The 16111-nt window shown below is 63.0% G+C and carries 20 protein-coding genes; 9 read left to right on the plus strand and 11 right to left on the minus strand.

Annotation, left to right across the window (positions count from 1 at the left end):
* Positions 1-54 precede the first annotated feature (54 nt).
* The gene (locus R4P64_RS19575; RefSeq protein WP_045069219.1) at positions 55-1485 is read right to left on the minus strand and encodes a gamma-aminobutyraldehyde dehydrogenase; all 1431 of its coding nucleotides are present in this window, start codon (positions 1483-1485) and stop codon (positions 55-57) included.
* A 169-nt stretch (positions 1486-1654) separates the two neighbouring features.
* Here R4P64_RS19575 and R4P64_RS19580 point away from each other — a divergent pair, with 169 nt between their 5' ends.
* Positions 1655-3172: a PucR family transcriptional regulator gene (locus tag R4P64_RS19580; protein ID WP_033234223.1), complete on the plus strand. Its 1518-nt coding sequence runs from the start codon at positions 1655-1657 to the stop codon at positions 3170-3172.
* A 33-nt stretch (positions 3173-3205) separates the two neighbouring features.
* Here R4P64_RS19580 and R4P64_RS19585 read toward each other — a convergent pair whose 3' ends face one another.
* The 7 genes from R4P64_RS19585 to rpmB form a co-directional block, all read right to left on the minus strand.
* Complete coding sequence (locus tag R4P64_RS19585) at positions 3206-4567, minus strand: flavin monoamine oxidase family protein (RefSeq protein WP_095888441.1); 1362 nt, start codon at positions 4565-4567, stop codon at positions 3206-3208.
* A 159-nt stretch (positions 4568-4726) separates the two neighbouring features.
* On the minus strand, positions 4727-5191 hold the full coding sequence (locus R4P64_RS19590; protein WP_317540818.1) for a hypothetical protein: 465 nt from the start codon (positions 5189-5191) through the stop codon (positions 4727-4729).
* Between the two features lie 19 nt (positions 5192-5210).
* On the minus strand, positions 5211-6146 hold the full coding sequence (locus tag R4P64_RS19595) for an AEC family transporter (RefSeq protein WP_045069227.1): 936 nt from the start codon (positions 6144-6146) through the stop codon (positions 5211-5213).
* A gap of 111 nt (positions 6147-6257) precedes the next feature.
* A complete protein-coding gene (gene rpsR, locus R4P64_RS19600) occupies positions 6258-6515 on the minus strand; it encodes a 30S ribosomal protein S18 (RefSeq protein WP_003946414.1) in 258 nt (85 codons plus the stop codon).
* A gap of 9 nt (positions 6516-6524) precedes the next feature.
* Positions 6525-6830: a 30S ribosomal protein S14 gene (gene rpsN, locus R4P64_RS19605; protein WP_317822298.1), complete on the minus strand. Its 306-nt coding sequence runs from the start codon at positions 6828-6830 to the stop codon at positions 6525-6527.
* Positions 6831-6832: 2 nt separating this feature from the next.
* The gene (gene rpmG / locus R4P64_RS19610; RefSeq protein ID WP_003946358.1) at positions 6833-6997 is read right to left on the minus strand and encodes a 50S ribosomal protein L33; all 165 of its coding nucleotides are present in this window, start codon (positions 6995-6997) and stop codon (positions 6833-6835) included.
* A gap of 4 nt (positions 6998-7001) precedes the next feature.
* A complete protein-coding gene (gene rpmB, locus R4P64_RS19615; protein WP_317822299.1) occupies positions 7002-7238 on the minus strand; it encodes a 50S ribosomal protein L28 in 237 nt (78 codons plus the stop codon).
* A 105-nt stretch (positions 7239-7343) separates the two neighbouring features.
* Between rpmB and mrf the strand changes: the two genes are divergently transcribed.
* The 8 genes from mrf (at position 7344) to R4P64_RS19655 (ending at position 14105) form a co-directional block, all read left to right on the plus strand.
* Positions 7344-8597 carry a ribosome hibernation factor-recruiting GTPase MRF gene (gene mrf, locus R4P64_RS19620; protein WP_317822300.1) on the plus strand — a complete coding sequence of 418 codons (1254 nt, stop codon included), beginning with the start codon at positions 7344-7346 and terminating at the stop codon, positions 8595-8597.
* A complete protein-coding gene (locus tag R4P64_RS19625; RefSeq protein ID WP_317822301.1) occupies positions 8594-8848 on the plus strand; it encodes a type B 50S ribosomal protein L31 in 255 nt (84 codons plus the stop codon). Before mrf ends, R4P64_RS19625 begins: the two co-directional genes overlap by 4 nt.
* A complete protein-coding gene (gene rpmF / locus R4P64_RS19630; protein WP_092806957.1) occupies positions 8848-9021 on the plus strand; it encodes a 50S ribosomal protein L32 in 174 nt (57 codons plus the stop codon). Before R4P64_RS19625 ends, rpmF begins: the two co-directional genes overlap by 1 nt.
* Before the next feature lie 18 nt (positions 9022-9039).
* Positions 9040-9651, plus strand: a complete 612-nt coding sequence (locus tag R4P64_RS19635) for a trimeric intracellular cation channel family protein (RefSeq protein ID WP_033234231.1) — start codon at positions 9040-9042, stop codon at positions 9649-9651.
* A gap of 71 nt (positions 9652-9722) precedes the next feature.
* Positions 9723-10409, plus strand: a complete 687-nt coding sequence (locus R4P64_RS19640) for a response regulator transcription factor (protein ID WP_033234232.1) — start codon at positions 9723-9725, stop codon at positions 10407-10409.
* 68 nt (positions 10410-10477) lie between these two features.
* Entirely contained in the window at positions 10478-11857 is a 1380-nt protein-coding gene (locus R4P64_RS19645; protein ID WP_202025801.1) for a sensor histidine kinase, read from the plus strand.
* A 191-nt stretch (positions 11858-12048) separates the two neighbouring features.
* Positions 12049-13527 (plus strand): S1C family serine protease, encoded by a 1479-nt coding sequence (locus R4P64_RS19650; RefSeq protein WP_233363390.1) that lies wholly within the window; start codon positions 12049-12051, stop codon positions 13525-13527.
* A gap of 80 nt (positions 13528-13607) precedes the next feature.
* Complete coding sequence (locus R4P64_RS19655) at positions 13608-14105, plus strand: molybdenum cofactor biosynthesis protein B (protein WP_179300869.1); 498 nt, start codon at positions 13608-13610, stop codon at positions 14103-14105.
* Between the two features lie 244 nt (positions 14106-14349).
* Here the strand turns inward: R4P64_RS19655 and mscL are convergent, their stop codons facing one another.
* From mscL to R4P64_RS19670, 3 genes are all read right to left on the minus strand, one after another.
* Complete coding sequence (gene mscL, locus R4P64_RS19660) at positions 14350-14772, minus strand: large conductance mechanosensitive channel protein MscL (protein WP_033234234.1); 423 nt, start codon at positions 14770-14772, stop codon at positions 14350-14352.
* A gap of 97 nt (positions 14773-14869) precedes the next feature.
* Positions 14870-15613, minus strand: a complete 744-nt coding sequence (locus R4P64_RS19665; protein ID WP_033234235.1) for an SAF domain-containing protein — start codon at positions 15611-15613, stop codon at positions 14870-14872.
* 91 nt (positions 15614-15704) lie between these two features.
* Positions 15705-16013 (minus strand): FmdB family zinc ribbon protein, encoded by a 309-nt coding sequence (locus tag R4P64_RS19670; RefSeq protein WP_033234236.1) that lies wholly within the window; start codon positions 16011-16013, stop codon positions 15705-15707.
* Positions 16014-16111 lie beyond the last annotated feature (98 nt).

The raw sequence follows: 16111 nt of genomic DNA on the forward strand, positions 1-16111 counted from the left end.
CCTTTGTTAACCGCGGGCGGTTAACAAAGGCGCACAGCAGGAAGGGGCGGCGACTCAGTCGTGCGAACTCATGACGTGCTTGAGGCGGGTGTAATCCTCGACTCCGTAGGCGGAGAGATCCTTGCCGTAGCCGGAGTACTTGAAGCCGCCGTGCGGCATCTCGGCGACGAGCGGGATGTGGCAGTTGATCCACACCGCTCCGAAGTCGAGGGCCGCGGAGAGCCGTTGGGTGACACCGTGATCCTTGGTCCAGATGCTCGAGGCAAGGCCGAACCGAACGTCGTTGGCGAGGGCGATCGCCTCCTCTTCGTCGGAGAAGCTCTGGACCGTGAGGATGGGACCGAAGGTTTCTTCCTGCACGATGTCGTCGGACTGCGCGACACCGGTGATGATCGTCGGCTCGAAGAAGAATCCGGTTTCGCCTGAACGCTTTCCACCGGTCACGATCGTGGCCGACGCCGGCAGGTTCGCGATCTTGTCGCTCACGGTGTTGAAGTGGTTGATGTTGTTGAGCGGACCGTAGAACGCATCAGGGTCGGAAGGCGCGCCGGGGCGCAGCTTTTCGGCGTTACGCACCAGTGCGTCGACAAGCTGATCGTGAATGGATTCGTGGACGATCACGCGGGTGGCTGCGGTGCAGTCCTGGCCGCCGTTGAAGAACGCGGCCTCGGCGATGCCGGTTGCGGTCTTTTCGATGTCGACGTCGTCGAACACGATGGCCGGTGCCTTGCCGCCCAGTTCGAGGTGGGCGCGCTTGAGTTGCTGCGCTGCGGATACGGCGACCGCGATGCCTGCACGTACCGAACCGGTGATGGAGACAAGACCGAGGGCCGGATTCTCCACCAACGTCGCGCCGGTACTGCCGTTGCCGAGCACGACGTTGAACACGCCGTCCGGCAGGATTCCCTTGGACAGCTTGGCCAGTACCAGCGTGCTGCCCGGTGTGGTGTCGCTCGGCTTGAGGACGATCGTGTTGCCGGCAGCGAGTGCGGGCCCGATCTTCCACAGCGCCATCATGAACGGGTAGTTCCACGGCGTGACCTGACCGACGACGCCGATGGGCTCACGACGGACGTAGGAGGTGAAACCCTCCATGTATTCCCCGGCGGCCTTACCTTCGAGGAGGCGGGCAGCGCCGGCGAAGAAACGCATCTGATCGGCCCCGACCTTGACTTCCTCGTCGGCGATCATCTGGTGAGCCTGGCCGGTATTTGCGCTCTCGGCGGCGACGATTTCGTCGCTGTGCGCTTCGATCGCGTCGGCGAGTTTGAGAAGCGCGGCCTGACGGACACTCGGCGTTGTCTTGCCCCACGTCTCGAATGCGCGTTGTGCGGCTTCAACGGCGGCGTCCACATCGGCTTTGGTCGAGATCGGAGCACGCCCGACGATGCTTTCATCCACCGGGCTGATCAGGTCGAGCGTTTCCGTCGCGGACGAGGCGACAAATTCACCGTTGATGTAGTTCTCGAGTACGACGATCGACATCGGTACCGGTTCCTCTCGCGGTCGAACGAGTTCGCAGTCCAGACGAAGCGCCACGAACCCGCACTGTGTGGGGCTGTGTCAGCAAGTGTGCGCTGACTCACAGATTTCGACAGCTGCCAAAAAGTCGAAATCTTTTGGGATCGACGCGCCGAGTTGTACAGTCCAGCGCATGACGATCCCCGTGCGGTGGATGTTGGCGCAGGAAGACCTTGCTTTGGAACTCAAAGGCGGGGCAGAAGGCGTCGGTCGAGAAATCACGTTTGCGCACGCCACGGAACTGCTTGACCCGTTCCGTTGGCTGACCGGAGGTGAATTCATCCTCACGACCGGCATCAGATTGCCGTCGACTGCGCAGAAACGTGGGCGGTATCTCCGCATGCTCGACGCGGCCGGCGTGGCCGCTGTCGGATTCGGCACCGGGCTCTCGTACCCCGAGGTGCCGGTCGACCTGGTTACCGTCGCTGACGAAATCGGCCTGCCGTTGATCGAGGTGCCGTTGCCGACTCCCTTTGCCGCTGTGGTGAAACGAGTGATGAGCCGGTTGGCCGAACAGGAATACGAAGCGGTTCTGCGGGCATCGCGGGCACAGCCGAAGATGACGCGCGCCGTTATCGCCGGTGGAACCGCCTCGACGGTGCGTGAACTCGCCATCGCGACGTCGGCGACCGTCCTGTTGCTCGACGTGGCCGGTCGGGTGCTCGAGAGTTACCCCGAACTGCCGGCCGACGACGTGATCGAGGAACTGCGGGGGACTCTGGGCGGCGGCGCGTCCAGCAGCGTCACCCTCGCGAGTTCGGGGGCGTCCATCGCGGCGCAACGGATATCCGTCGGCCGAACACTTCACGGATACCTGGCGGTGATCAGCGCGTCGTCACTGAGCTACGTCGACCAGATCCTACTTGGTCACGCAAACTCGTTGCTGGCGTTGGACTTCGAGAAGCCGGCTAGGTTGCAGGCAACGCAGAATCAACTGAACTCGCACGCGCTTGGCCTGCTGTTGACCGAGGATCGCGATCCCGCGCCGGCGTGGCAGCAGATTCGGGCAGCGGCAGACGGGGACGGCATGATCCGTGGTCTCACGGTGCTGGCCGACACGCCCGACATTGCGACGCGCGTCGCGGGAGAAATTGCGTCGTTCCTGAACAAGGCCGGCCGGCAACTCTTCTCACGTATCCACGATGCCCGGGTCACGGTTGTTCTGCGTGGAACCGACGACGTCGACTTCGTTCGAGCGCTGCTGCGAGATGTGTCGACCGGTGACCGCCGTTCGTTGCGGGTGGGACTGAGTGGTAAACGTGAGGTTCTGGCACTAGCGGACACGGTCGAGCAATCACAGCTCTGCGCGTCGGCGGCGGAAACCGGTGGGGAGCCTTTGGAATTCGCAGCTCTCACAGGGAGCGTGCTACTCGCGTTCAGTTCAACCCGAGAAGTGCTGAACACGTTGGCGGAAACGATGATCGCCCCGCTCGATCGCTACGACCGCGACAACGGCACCGAACTGCTGGCGTCGTTGCGCGCTTTCCTCGAAGCCAACGGGCATTGGGAAGCAGCGGCTATCGCCATGGGCGTTCATCGGCATACGTTGCGCAGCCGAATTGCCAAGGTGGAGACGCTGATCGACTGCAGTCTGGACGTGGCACGGGTGCGAGCGGAGTTGCTACTCGCGATCATTGCCCGGCAGTCGTGACCGCTGAAACGAGCGGTCACGACTGCGATCGGGTTATCCCTTGACTCGGGAGACGATGTCGGCCGCCGTCCGTTGTCCCATCCGCACAGCGCCGTCCACGTGCTGGTAGCCTTCGGCCGCAATGTCGGAGCAGGAGAAGTGAATCGGGCCGACCGGTGTCCGTGAATCGGCGCCGTACCGGTGCAGACCACCGAGATCGAAGCTCGCGGCGTACGCGCCTCGGGTCCATTCCTCCGAACCCCAGTCGGATTCGTAGTACACGATCGGCTCTTCTGCCTTCGGGCCGAGGAAGCGGGCGATCGACCCGAGAATCGTGGCCTTACGCTCTTCGGCGGAAAGCTCGAACATCGCGTCCGCCTTCTCGTCGGAGACGAAGGCGACCAGGGTGCCTCGAGTGTCCTCGTGGTTGGTGTTGTCGTACACCTCCTGAACGACCTCGGACGCGCCGAAACCGGTGCCGGACAAGCCGTCTTCACGCCAGAACGGCGTCTCGTACACGGCGTGCACCTTGATGACCAGACCAAGGGACTGGTGCTGGTGCATCTGGTGCTGACGGCGCGGCAGCGGGGGATCGTAGGAGATCCGAGAGTAGAGATTGGGCGGGACAGCCAGGATGACCTTTTTTGCCTCGACGCGAACGTCACCGTCCGCCAACACAACTGCACCGTCTTCGGTCCACTGCACGGTACGCACGGGAGCGTTGAGGAAGACATCGTCGCCCAGGGCGGCGGCCATGCGGATGGATACCTGCTGCATTCCGCCGACCACACGCTTGTCGAGAATGAAGTCCTCGTCCACCAGGTTCGAGAACGAACCGGCGGAGGCGGCCATGAGAACGGCCTGCAGCGCGGAGAACGCGTGGGCAGGCTTGGTGAGCATGCCACCTGCAATGAAAAGTCCGATGTTGTCGCGAGCTTCGGCGTCGTCGGACTGATTGATCAGCCACTGCTTGAACGAGACGGTGTCGAGGTCACGGGCAAGTGGATGAGCCCACGGCTCCTCCGCGCCGATCTGTGCGGCGAGATCGTCCATCTCGTCGATGAGGCGGTCCATCTCTTTTTTGGTGGTGTCGTTCGTGGGGAAGGAGTCGCCGGTGTAGCGGGTGCGTTCGCCTGCGGTGGAGATGTAGACGGATTCGCCCTCGCGGTATCGGTCGAACGTAGTGAGGCCGAGTTCGTCGAGAAGCTCGATCAGCGCGGTCTGGTCGGGGGAGACCCACTGGCCGCCGATTTCCAGGACCGCGCCGTCGACGGTGTCGGTCCAGGTGCGGCCGCCGACGCGGTCGCGTGCCTCGAGAACAGCGACGGACAAGCCGGCTTTGCGCAGCGCGGTTGCGGCTGCCAGGCCGGAGGGGCCGGCGCCGACGATTGCGACATCTCTCTGAAGAGTAGGCACTTGCGAGCTCCTTCGTAGTTGAGCACCGCTCGAGTCGAATAGAAGCCGACGCGTGAACAGTGAACGGGTGACTGCTCACAGTCTGCCGCGAAGAGACCCACGCCACACCTGACAAAACGGAGTGTTAACCCGTGGAAGTTGTGACGAAAAGGCGTGCGACTATCCGTTGACCACGACGCGATCGCCGAGCGGTCTACTCAAATGCACATCGAGGGAACCGAACACGGCCACAAGAACGCACATCCTGTCCGCAGCTTCGGGCAGAGCCCCGGTGTGGAGCGTGATGACCACCGCGTCGTCCGTCTCGTCGAGAGTTGTGTACGCGCCGTAACATTCCGGCGTTCCGGTCACGAAATGAACGGCAACGGTGTTCTCGTCCACTTCCGACCACGACTCGAACATGGTCTCCCCGGCGCCGACGATGTCCGGCCGATCCTCGAACATCGTGCCGATATCGGTGTCGTCGACCTCCGTGGGGACAGGCGATTCTCGTGCCCAATCGGCGGGAACAGCACCCTGCGCTGCAAGCACTTTCGGGGTCCCGACGCCGGCATTGGTACTCGTGCCGATGGCACATCCCGCCAATGCCAGGGCGGCCAGAACGGCGAGGGTGATTACGCGCATGCATCCACCGTAACCCTGGTCATGCGAGTAGCGCCGTGACCAGCGCGATTGCCGGAATTGATGCCAAAGTGGTGACAAATGCGCTGTCTCGGGCCAACACCATTCCGCGACGGTAACGGCTCGCGTAGATGAAAACGTTCTGGGCCGTCGGCAAGGTGGACACGACGACGATCGCAAACAATTGATGACCGTCGATGCCGAGCAGGTAATGCGCCATCAGATAGGCGAGCACCGGTTGGACGACGATCTTGAGCGTCGAGGCCAGCGCCACGTCCCGGCGGGGACTCGAGCCTTTCTCGAGCACGCGCACGCCGTACAAGGACAGGCCGAAGGCAAGCAAGGCGCCGGGTACCGAGGTTGCCCCGATCAATTCGAACGGCTGCATCAGCGGTCTCGGCGGCACCCAGCCGATCAACGCGACGATCAAGCCCGCCGCACCTGCGAGCACGATCGGGTTCTTGAACGGAGCGGTGACAGTGTCGATCAGTGACAGTTTTTCGGCTTCGCCCCGCAATGCCGTGAGATCGAGGATCGTCAACGCGATGGGGGAGTACACGACAATCTGGAACAGCAGAAGTGGCGCCACGAACGTTGCGTCACCGAGGACGAACACTGCGATCGGGATACCGAGGTTCGCCGAGTTCACGTACGACGCGGACAGCGCGCCGATGGTCAGTTCGGGAAGCGGTCGACCAAGCCAGAGTTTTGCGATCACTACGTACAAGGCGCCGACGGCAAAGGCAGTGGCCGACGCGACCGCCAACGTAGGCGAGAAGATCACCGACAGATCGGACGACGCGAGGGTCGTGAACAGCAGCGCGGGGGTTGCGACGAAGAAGACGAGGCGGCCGAGAACAAATTGGCCTTGGCTGCCCAACGTGCCGAGGCGACCGAGGAGAAAGCCGACCGCAATGACAACAAAAATAACGGTGAAACCCGCAATAACTCCCGACACGCTGCGGGCACCTCTCGACTGGAATGAACGACTTCGGGAAATCTTAGTCCGGGCAACAAAAAGGCCGCGCAGTCGAGTGACTGCGCGGCCTTTCCGGTCTTCTACGTGTGACTACCGTGCGGCGGTGAAGGGAAGCAACGCCATTTCGCGTGCGTTCTTCACTGCAACGGCGACCTGACGCTGCTGCTGCGGGGTCAGGCCCGTGACGCGGCGGCTACGGATCTTGCCGCGGTCCGAGATGAACGTGCGAAGCAAGTTGATGTCCTTGTAATCGACATGCGTGATCTTCGCTGCGAACAACGGGTTCTTCTTGGGCTTACGTCCCTCTACGGGGCGTGGCTTCTTCGACGGTGAACGCTTGACTGCCATCCGACTTCCTTACCAGCTCGACTTGTGTACGCCAGGCAGTTCCCCACGGTGCGCCATTTCTCGCACGCGAATCCGGGATAGCCCGAACTTCCGCAGGTGGCCGCGCGGACGTCCATCCGCAGCGTCTCGATTGCGCAATCGTACCGGACTCGCGTCGCGTGGTAGACGTTGCAGGGTCGCTTGGGCCTGTGCGCGTTCCTCGGGGGAGCTTTTCGGGGAGCGAATCGTCTCCTTCAGGGCCGACCGCTGCTCGCGGCATCGCTCGACGATGACCCGTCGTTGGTTGTTCTTGGCGATCTTCGACTTCTTGGCCACGGCTATTTCTCTTCTCGGAAATCGACATGCTTTCGGAGCACTGGGTCGTACTTCTTCAGCACGAGTCGATCGGGGTCGTTGCGACGGTTCTTGCGGGTCACGTAGGTGTAGCCGGTGCCTGCGGTGGACTTCAGTTTCACGATCGGCCGGATCTCGTTGCGGGCCATCAGCTCAGATCTTCTCTCCGCGTGCGCGGATTCGGGCGACGACGGATTCGATGCCGTCGCGGTCGATCGTCTTGATGCCCTTCGGGGACAGAGTGAGGGTGACGCGACGCCCTTCGCTCGGCAATACATACGTCTTGCGCTGGATGTTCGGATTCCAGCGGCGATTCGAACGCTTGTGGGAGTGCGAGACGGTTTTTCCGAATCCCGGCACACGTCCGGTCACTTGGCAGCGAGCCGACATGGGTGTTCCTTTCTAATTGCAGATGACAATCGTTTTCGACAATGGAGTGACATCAATGTAGCGTTCAGTCTCGGTAATGACAATCATTCCCAGAAAGGGCGCGCTGTGAACACGATCCTGGACGGCAGGACTCCGCTGGTCCTGGTTGCCGGCATGAGCGAAACCACCACACCGACCGCGCGCGCACTACTGCGGGCCGGAACAGTGCTGGTGCATCACGACCTGAGTCACGTCCGCGAAGGAGTAGTGCGACGGACAATCACGACAGTGGCCGGGACGACAGTGGCCGGCAACACGGTCTCGGAACGGGAGACCATCCTCGAACTCGCGCACGGCTGCGTGTCCTGCACGCTCAGCCAGGATTTGCTACCGCTGCTGCGTCGGTTACACGCTCGCAGTTCGGTTGAGCGCATCGTCGTGCTGCTGGACCCGCAACTCGAACCCGAAGCGCTGTGCTGGGCGATCGAGCACGTCGTGGTGGCCGGAGTAGTCGGCCAACTGGACGGTCCGGCCGAGCGAGATGTTCGCGTCGACGCCGTTGTGACGTGCATCGACGCCGAAAGCTGGCTTTCGGACGCCCTCAGCGACGAAGCCCTCGACGACGATCGAACGCTGGCTCAGGTTGTTGTCGGCCAGGTCGAGTTCGCCGACGCACTAGTCGTGCGGGGAATGGCAGATCTCGACAGTTGGCGACACACGCGTCTGCGGGCTGTCCTGGCGCGGCTTGCGCCCCGGGCTCCCGTCGTCGATGCGGGCGGCGACATCGAGAAGGTGCTCCTCGCAGTGCCCGAGGATTCCAGGCGCGGTGAACTTTCCGACGCTCACTCACCGCTGCTGCGTTTTCAGCCACCGCTCGAGGAAGACAGCGGAGTGATGCTCGTGGAGTTCACCGCCAATCGCCCGTTCCATCCCGGACGTCTACATGACGCGATCGACGTCCTGCTCGACGGCGTCGTGTGCTCGCGCGGGCGAGTGTGGGTCGCGACGCAACCCGGGGAGGCGCTCTGGCTGGAATCCGCAGGCGGCGGCCTCCGGGTCGCAAGCGCAGACACGTGGCTGGCTGCCATGACTCCCGAGGAACTGGAGGGCGTGCCGGTCGAGCGACGCGCACTGGCCGCACTGAAATGGGACGACCGTTTCGGCGACCGCGACACCTCGATGGTGGTGCTGGTGTGCGACGCCAACCCCCTCGAGATCGACCGAACGCTGCAACATGCGTTGGTCACCGACGAGGAACTGGCCGACGAAAAATCGTGGTCTACCTGGGATGACCCGTTCGGCGAGTTCCACGAGGACCCATGCGACGAATCCCAATCACCCTACGCAGAAACCGAATCGACCCGAGAGGCAAACGAATGAAAAAGCAACTGCACCCCGACTACCACCCCGTTGTGTTCCAGGACGCCAGCACCGGCAAGAGCTTCCTCACCCGTTCCACCCTGACGAGTGACCGAACCACCCAATGGGAAGACGGCAACACCTACCCGCTGCTGGTTGTCGACGTCACGAGCGACTCGCACCCGTTCTGGACGGGAGCGCAACGCGTCATGGATACCGCTGGCCGCGTCGAGAAGTTCGAGCGTCGCTACGGAAAGCGCACGGCGCGCTGATGGCTGTTCCCAAGCGGAAGATGTCCCGCTCCAACACACGTAGTCGACGGTCCCAGTGGAAAGCGACGCCGCCCGATCTGGTCGAGGTCACCGCCTTCGGCCACACCCACAAGGTTCCCCGACGGTTGGTCAAAGCAGTTCGACTCGGGGTGATCGATCCTCATCGCCTCTGACCGTGCGATCCTTGGCCGGTGCTGCTGTCGATCCTCGAACTGGTGGGCATCGTGGCATTTGCCGCTTCCGGTGCTCTGGTGGGCGTCACCAAGCGTCTCGACATCTTCGGGGTGTGCTCGGTGGGCGTGTTCACCGGCATCGGCGGCGGCATCGTCCGCGACGTCCTACTCGGCGTTCACCCGCCGAGTTCGCTGAGTAGTTGGCCGTACTTCGGAACGGCCGCGCTCACGTCGCTTGCGGTGTTCTACCTGCACGAGCCGCTCAACCGACTGCGCCGTGAAATCCTGGCGCTCGACGCACTGGGCATGGGCCTGTTTGCCAGCACCGGAACCGTCATCGCCCTCGAGAACAACGCCAGCGGACTGGCTGCCACGCTGATCGGTGCCACCGCGGCGATCGGCGGCGGCGTGATCCGAGACGTCCTCGTCAACGAGGTGCCCTTGCTGCTCCACAAGGACCTCTATGCCGTCCCGGCGCTCCTCGGCGCTGCGTTGGTGGTCACAGTCTCGGCGTGGGGGTTGTCCACGAACGGGGCGCTTGTGGTCGGCACCGCGTTTGCCGCCGTCTTCAGATTGCTTGCGCTGTGGCGTCATTGGAGCCTGCCGGGACCACGCCGCACTGAAGACTGACCGCGACACGCCGAACCTCCCGAACGGGACCCTCTCAGCCCTATCTCAGCACTTCAGTCCAAACTGTCGGTATGCGTATTTTGGTGGTCGACGACGACCGGGCGGTTCGCGAGTCGCTCCGGCGCTCGCTCAGCTTCAACGGCTACACGGTCGAACTGGCGGTGGACGGACTCGACGCGCTCGAGAAGATCCTCGCGAACCGGCCGGACGCCGTGGTTCTCGACGTCATGATGCCGCGCCTCGACGGACTCGAGGTGTGCCGCCGGCTGCGCAGCGCCGGCGATGATCTCCCGATCCTGGTGCTCACCGCCCGCGATTCCGTCAGCGAACGCGTCGCCGGTCTCGACGCCGGTGCCGACGACTACCTTCCCAAGCCTTTTGCACTGGAAGAGCTGCTTGCCCGATTGCGCGCGCTGCTCCGGCGAACCGCACCGGATCCCGACGCAGACTCCGAGATGATGACCTTCGAGGATCTCACCCTCGACCCGGTGACCCGTGAGGTTCGGCGAGGCGAGCGATCCATCAGTCTCACCCGAACCGAGTTCTCGCTTCTCGAAATGCTGATGGCCAACCCACGTCGCGTCCTCACCCGTGGACGCATTCTCGAGGAGGTGTGGGGATACGATTTCCCGACCTCCGGCAACGCTCTCGAGGTTTACGTCGGCTACCTTCGTCGTAAAACCGAGGCCGACGGCGAACCGAGGCTGATTCACACCGTGCGCGGTGTCGGCTACGTCCTGCGGGAGACACCACCGTGATCGCTGCACCCTTCGGCAAGAACGCGGAGCCGAAGACCTCTCCCACATCGAACGGCTCGGCGGCCGGGATGCGCCCGCCCATGCCGTTGACCCGATCGGTGTCGCTGCGATGGCGAGTCACATTGCTGGCCGCGTCCGTCGTTGCGGTAGCCGTCGCCGTCATGGCCATCGCTGCCTATGCGGTGGTCTCACGTGCGCTGTACGCCGACGTTGATCACCAGTTACGCACTCGCGCATCGGTTCTCATCGACAGCAACATCGTGCGTTTCGATCCCCGGTACATCACCGGCGCCACCCTATACACCACCGATATCAGTGTGGCCCTCGTCTTTTCGAACCTCGATACGTATCAGCCGCCAGGTTCCGACGTGCCGATCGGCGAACCCGAACTCGCCGTCGCGCGGGGCACCGCAGAGTCGTCACTGCGGACCGTCGAAGGCCAGCGCGTGCTGGCACAACGAACCCACGACGGAAGCACATTGGTGATCGCGCAGCGGTTAGAGCCGACCGTCGCAGTGCTCGATCGACTTGCCTGGGTGCTGTTTGTCGTCGGTGGCTGCGGCGTCATACTTGCCGCGGTAGCCGGTACGACGGTGGGGCGCACAGGTTTACGACCTATCGCCCGGTTGACGGATGCCACCGAACGCGTTGCCCGCACCGACGATCTCACGCAGATCCCCGTATCCGGCAGCGACGAACTGGCGCGCCTCACCGAGAGCTTCAACACCATGCTCCGGGCACTTGCCGAATCCCGGGAACGACAGAGTCGCCTCGTCGCCGACGCCGGTCACGAACTGCGCACACCGCTGACGTCGCTCCGCACCAATATGGAGCTGCTGATCGCGTCGAGCCGGCCAGGGGCACCACAAATTCCGGACGAGGACATGGCGGAACTGCGAGCCGACGTCGTGGCACAGATCGAAGAGCTGTCGACTCTTGTCGGTGACCTCGTCGATCTCGCGCGAGAAGACGCACCCGAAACGGTGTACGAGCGCGTTGATGTCAGTGACGTCGTCGAACGATCACTCGAACGTGCGCGTCGACGCCGCAACGAAATTGAATTCGAGGCCGTGACAACGCCGTGGTTCGTCTACGGCGATCAAGCGGGACTCTCGCGTGCCGTACTCAACGTCCTCGACAACGCTGCGAAATGGAGTCCCAAGGGCGAGCAGGTGCGCGTCGAGATGCGCCCAGTCGGTCAAGGACTGTTGGAATTGACCGTCAGTGATGCGGGACCGGGCATTCCGGAGGAAGATCGGGAGTTGGTGTTCGATCGTTTCTACCGGTCCACCGCTGCGCGTTCCATGCCGGGATCCGGTCTGGGACTTGCGATAGTGCGCCAGGTGGTGATCAAGCACGGTGGCACCATTGCGATCGAGGAATCCGATCGTGGTGGGGCACTGGTTCGGATCGTGCTTCCCGGGGAGCCGGGTCCGATCGCCGAATAACTGGACACCGTGGGTAATGTGTTCAGCGAGAGCGCTTTTCGAAAAGTGAGCAGGGTGCACAGAATTATCGGTGCAAACTCTGGGCAAAGTGACAGGTGAGTCTCAGCGGCTTCTCAGCAGCGCAAGGCAGTCTTGTAGTCAACAGAGTTGTGACCAACCAATACGGTGGTCACCGAGACGAAAGCGAGCCGATGACCGAGGACCGTAACACTGGGCCTGACCGGCCCGAGCAGCCAAGCAACGAGCCCCAGCCGACGCAGGCTTACCCGACCCAGCAGAATCCTGCCCAGCCTAATCCTGCCCAGCAGAACCCCACGCAGGCTTACCCGACGCAGCAGCAGCCTTACCCGACCCAGCAGCATCAGGCGCCGGGCTACGGGCAGCAGCCCACGCAGTCGTTCGGGCAGCACTACGGCGCACATGAGGCTGCTCACCAGCAGCAGTCGCCCTATCAGAGTGCAGCGAGCCCGGCCGGCCCCGCCGGACCAGGTGGCGCTGCCGGACCCGGCGGACCCGGCGGACCGATCCCCGCTGCGCTGCGCGGACCCAACGCTGATCCCGAACCGGCCAAACCGAAGTCGAAGCGCATGGCACTGGTAGCCGGCGCGCTTGCGCTGGTGCTCGTCAGCGGCGGTGTCGGCGGTGCGGTCGGCGCGATTGTGGCGGACAACAACGGTGGCAGCGGAACCGTCACCAATTCGCTCAACGCTGCCAAGCCGACAGCAACCAACACGTCCAACGCACCGGCCGGTTCGGTGCAGGCCGTGGCTCAGAAGGTCGTGCCCAGTGTGGTCCAGATCGAGGTGGCCACAGCTCAGGGTTCCGGTGGGGAAGGATCCGGCGTGATTCTGTCCTCCGACGGTCTCATCCTGACCAACAATCACGTTGCCGGCGCCTCCGGTGCGCAGTTGAGTGTGTCGTTCTCCGACGGAAGCAAGGCATCGGCAACCCTGGTCGGTGCCGATCCGGTTTCAGATATCGCCGTCATCAAGGTCGAGGGTCGCAATGATCTGACGCCGATCGACCTGGGCAATTCGGCCGAGGTAGTGGTCGGTCAGCAGGTTGTTGCAGTCGGTTCACCGTTGGGGCTGGCCGGAACGGTCACCGAGGGCATCATCTCGGCGCTCAATCGACCGGTGTCCACCAGCGGCGAGTCGGGCAACCAGAACACGGTTATCGATGCCCTGCAGACCGACGCGGCCATCAACCCGGGTAACTCGGGTGGCGCACTGGTCAACATGGACGGACAGTTGATCGGTATCAACACGGCCATCGCGTCACTGGGAGCCTCGTCGGGCACGCAGGGTGGGTCGATCGGACTCGGCTTTGCCATCCCGATCGATCAGGCCAGGCGTGTTGCCAACGAGTTGATCGAAACCGGCAAGGCCACTCAGGCCATGATCGGCGTGACGGTGCCCTCGCAGGACAACGCGGATGGTGCGACGGTTATGGACGTCACCGCTGACGGTCCGGCAGCCAAGGCCGGAATCCCGAAGGGTGCCGTCATCACGAAGGTCGACGATCGTGTTGTCGCAGACGGTGATTCGCTCATCGCGGCAGTGCGGTCGCACGCTCCCGGCGACACCGTGTCGATCACGTACACCGACGGTGGCCAGCAGAAGACCGTCGACGTCACGCTGGGAACCGCCCCGGCGCAAGGTGGGCGGTGACAGTTGGCGACCGGCCGACGATCACCCCGATCTTCGGCCGGACCGCAACTGATTCGGGGCGCGGCACTACGGTAGGAGTCATGGAACTCGAAGCCACATCGGCCGGCCGCGCCCTGGTTGTCATCGTCGACGATCGCACCGCTCACGGTGATACCACCGACTCCATCGGTCCGTTGGTTACGGAACTGCTGAACGAAGCAGGTTTTCACGTCGACGCGACGGTTGCAGTTGCCGCCGACGAGGTGGAAATCCGGAACGCTCTCAATACCGCGGTGATCGGTGGTGTCGACTTGGTGATCTCGGTCGGCGGTACCGGAGTGTCACCGCGCGACGTGACACCGGACGTGACGGCCGAGGTGCTCGATCGGGAGATCCCGGGAATTGCCGAGGCGCTGCGGGCGTCCGGGTTGTCCGCAGGATCGCTCGAAGCGGGCTTGTCCCGCGGCTTGGTCGGTGTCTCGGGCAGCACCGTCGTCGCCAATTTGGCGTCGACGCGCCCCGCGATCCGTGACGGCATGGCAACGTTGACGGCTTTGGCGGGCCATGTGATCGCCGAACTGTCCAGCCTCGAGGGCTGAGTAGAAGTTGTCCGACGAACAGAGCGCAGAAAAGAAGCCTGTCGATAAAAAGGCTTTGGCGCGCATTTTCGGGGATGTGTTCCCGGAGACGACATCCGACGAGCGTGACCCGCAAGGACCTTCCGGTTCGTCGGATGACGAGTGGTTACGCAGGCAGGTTCCGCCGCATCACGGCGGTTGACGCATCAGACAGATCAGGCCCGTCCCGGAATGTCCGGGGCGGGCCTGATCTGTCAGGTGGACGCTAGTCGAAGCTCTTGGCGTGGGCGCCGGAGTCGGGGTCGGTTACACCGGAAGCGAGGATGTCGCGGATCTGGATGAGCAGATCGGTTTCGCTGGCTTCCTTGTCCTCGGGTTCGGTGACGAACTTCTTCTTGGCCGCGTTCGCGGGAACGATCAGCACGAAGTAGACAACTGCCGCGATGATGACGAAGTTGATGATCGCGGTGACCACGGCACCGATGTTGACGAAGGTTTCGGGATTGCCGGCAATGATCTCCTTTCCCCAGCCCAATTCGTCGGATCCACCAATGGCGGCGATGAGTGGGTTGATGATGTTCGACGTGAAGGCCGTGACGATCGCGGTGAACGCTGCGCCCACGACCACTGCAACGGCCAGGTCGAGCACGTTTCCGCGGAGCAGGAAGTCTTTGAATCCCTTGAGCATTTCGGTGTCCCCCGAATTGTGTGTGAGATGAACGTGTCGGTTCTCTGGAGAGAGCCGAATGCAAAAATCCTAAAGGAGCAAGCATCAATGTGTTTGCTTACTTGAACGTCACGGTGATGGCGTTGACCAGTGATGCGGCCGCGACGCGAGTAGCCGCCTCGGTGGGCAATGCCAGCATGATCACCTGTTCTTGCTGGTTACGTGTACTTTCCGCAGCGGTGACCATGACAACAACGGCGCCCGACGCAAGAATCGTGGGTTTGTTGTCGTTTGTCTGCTCGTTCGGAGTGTCGGGCTCAACTGTGAGCACATCGACAATGTCGCCGCTACGGACAATGTCCGAAACTGCGGCATCCGCTAGCCGGACCGGGACAATTCGCGCGTCGTCGGTTCCCGTGGACTCACGGGCCAGACGCGACCCGAGAACTCGGACGTCTGTGACGATTTCTCCGCGGCGAACAGGCCCGGCGACGGTGCTGCCCACAACGTCGGCGAACTCGGTAAGCGTCCCGTCGGGAAGGTGATCGGCAGAGAACTCGCTGATTCCGAGATCGTCGTCGGTGACAAGTTGTCCGGGAGCGACATCGCGGGCCGCGGTGACAACCCGGACGGTATCGGAGTCCGGATCGCCGCGAAACAGCAGCGCAATCCCGAGCACGGCAAGAGTGAGTGCGGCGATTTTTCGAACTGCCGAGCCTCGTGCGCGGTTGGGCTTTGCAATCGCAACCAGGCGGTCGACGACGCTGGGCGTGAGGTCGACTTCACCGAAATTCTGCGGTCTGGATCGGCCGTGACTCCGAGATCGTGCGCGGAACAGCCCGGACGGTGATGGTGGTGGCATAGACGAACGGTAGGGCCGAAAGCGTGCGTTTCGGCCCTACCGTTATCTGCCTGTGGACAACCTCGCGGTTGTGGAGAAAGTCGTGCTCGAACTAGCTGGCTGCAGCCTTTGCCGGAGCCGGAGTGCTGGTCGACGAAGAGGACGACTCGGACTTGGTCGACGACTCGGACTTTGCGGCCGGAGCGGAATCGCTCTTGGCGGGTTCGCTGGCCGTGCTGGAGCCACCTCGGCTGTCGGTGCGGTAGAAACCGCTGCCCTTGAACACGATGCCCACCGAGTTGAACAGCTTGCGGAGCTTGCCGGAGCAGGCTGGGCAGACCGTCAGCGAATCTTCGCTGAACGACTGGACGATGTCGAAACGGTTGTCACATTCCGTACATGCGTATGAGTAGGTAGGCACCGGGCTTCCTCCGCATTGTGATCTAAGTGCTTCATCAGGGCTGGCGAGTGCTGTCGAGCCAGTTCTGACACCGCAGCCCTTAGCACTCTACAAGTGAC

The sequence above is a fragment of the Rhodococcus sp. IEGM 1366 genome, from assembly GCF_033142425.1.
In the GTDB taxonomy this organism is placed as follows: domain Bacteria; phylum Actinomycetota; class Actinomycetes; order Mycobacteriales; family Mycobacteriaceae; genus Rhodococcus_F; species Rhodococcus_F globerula.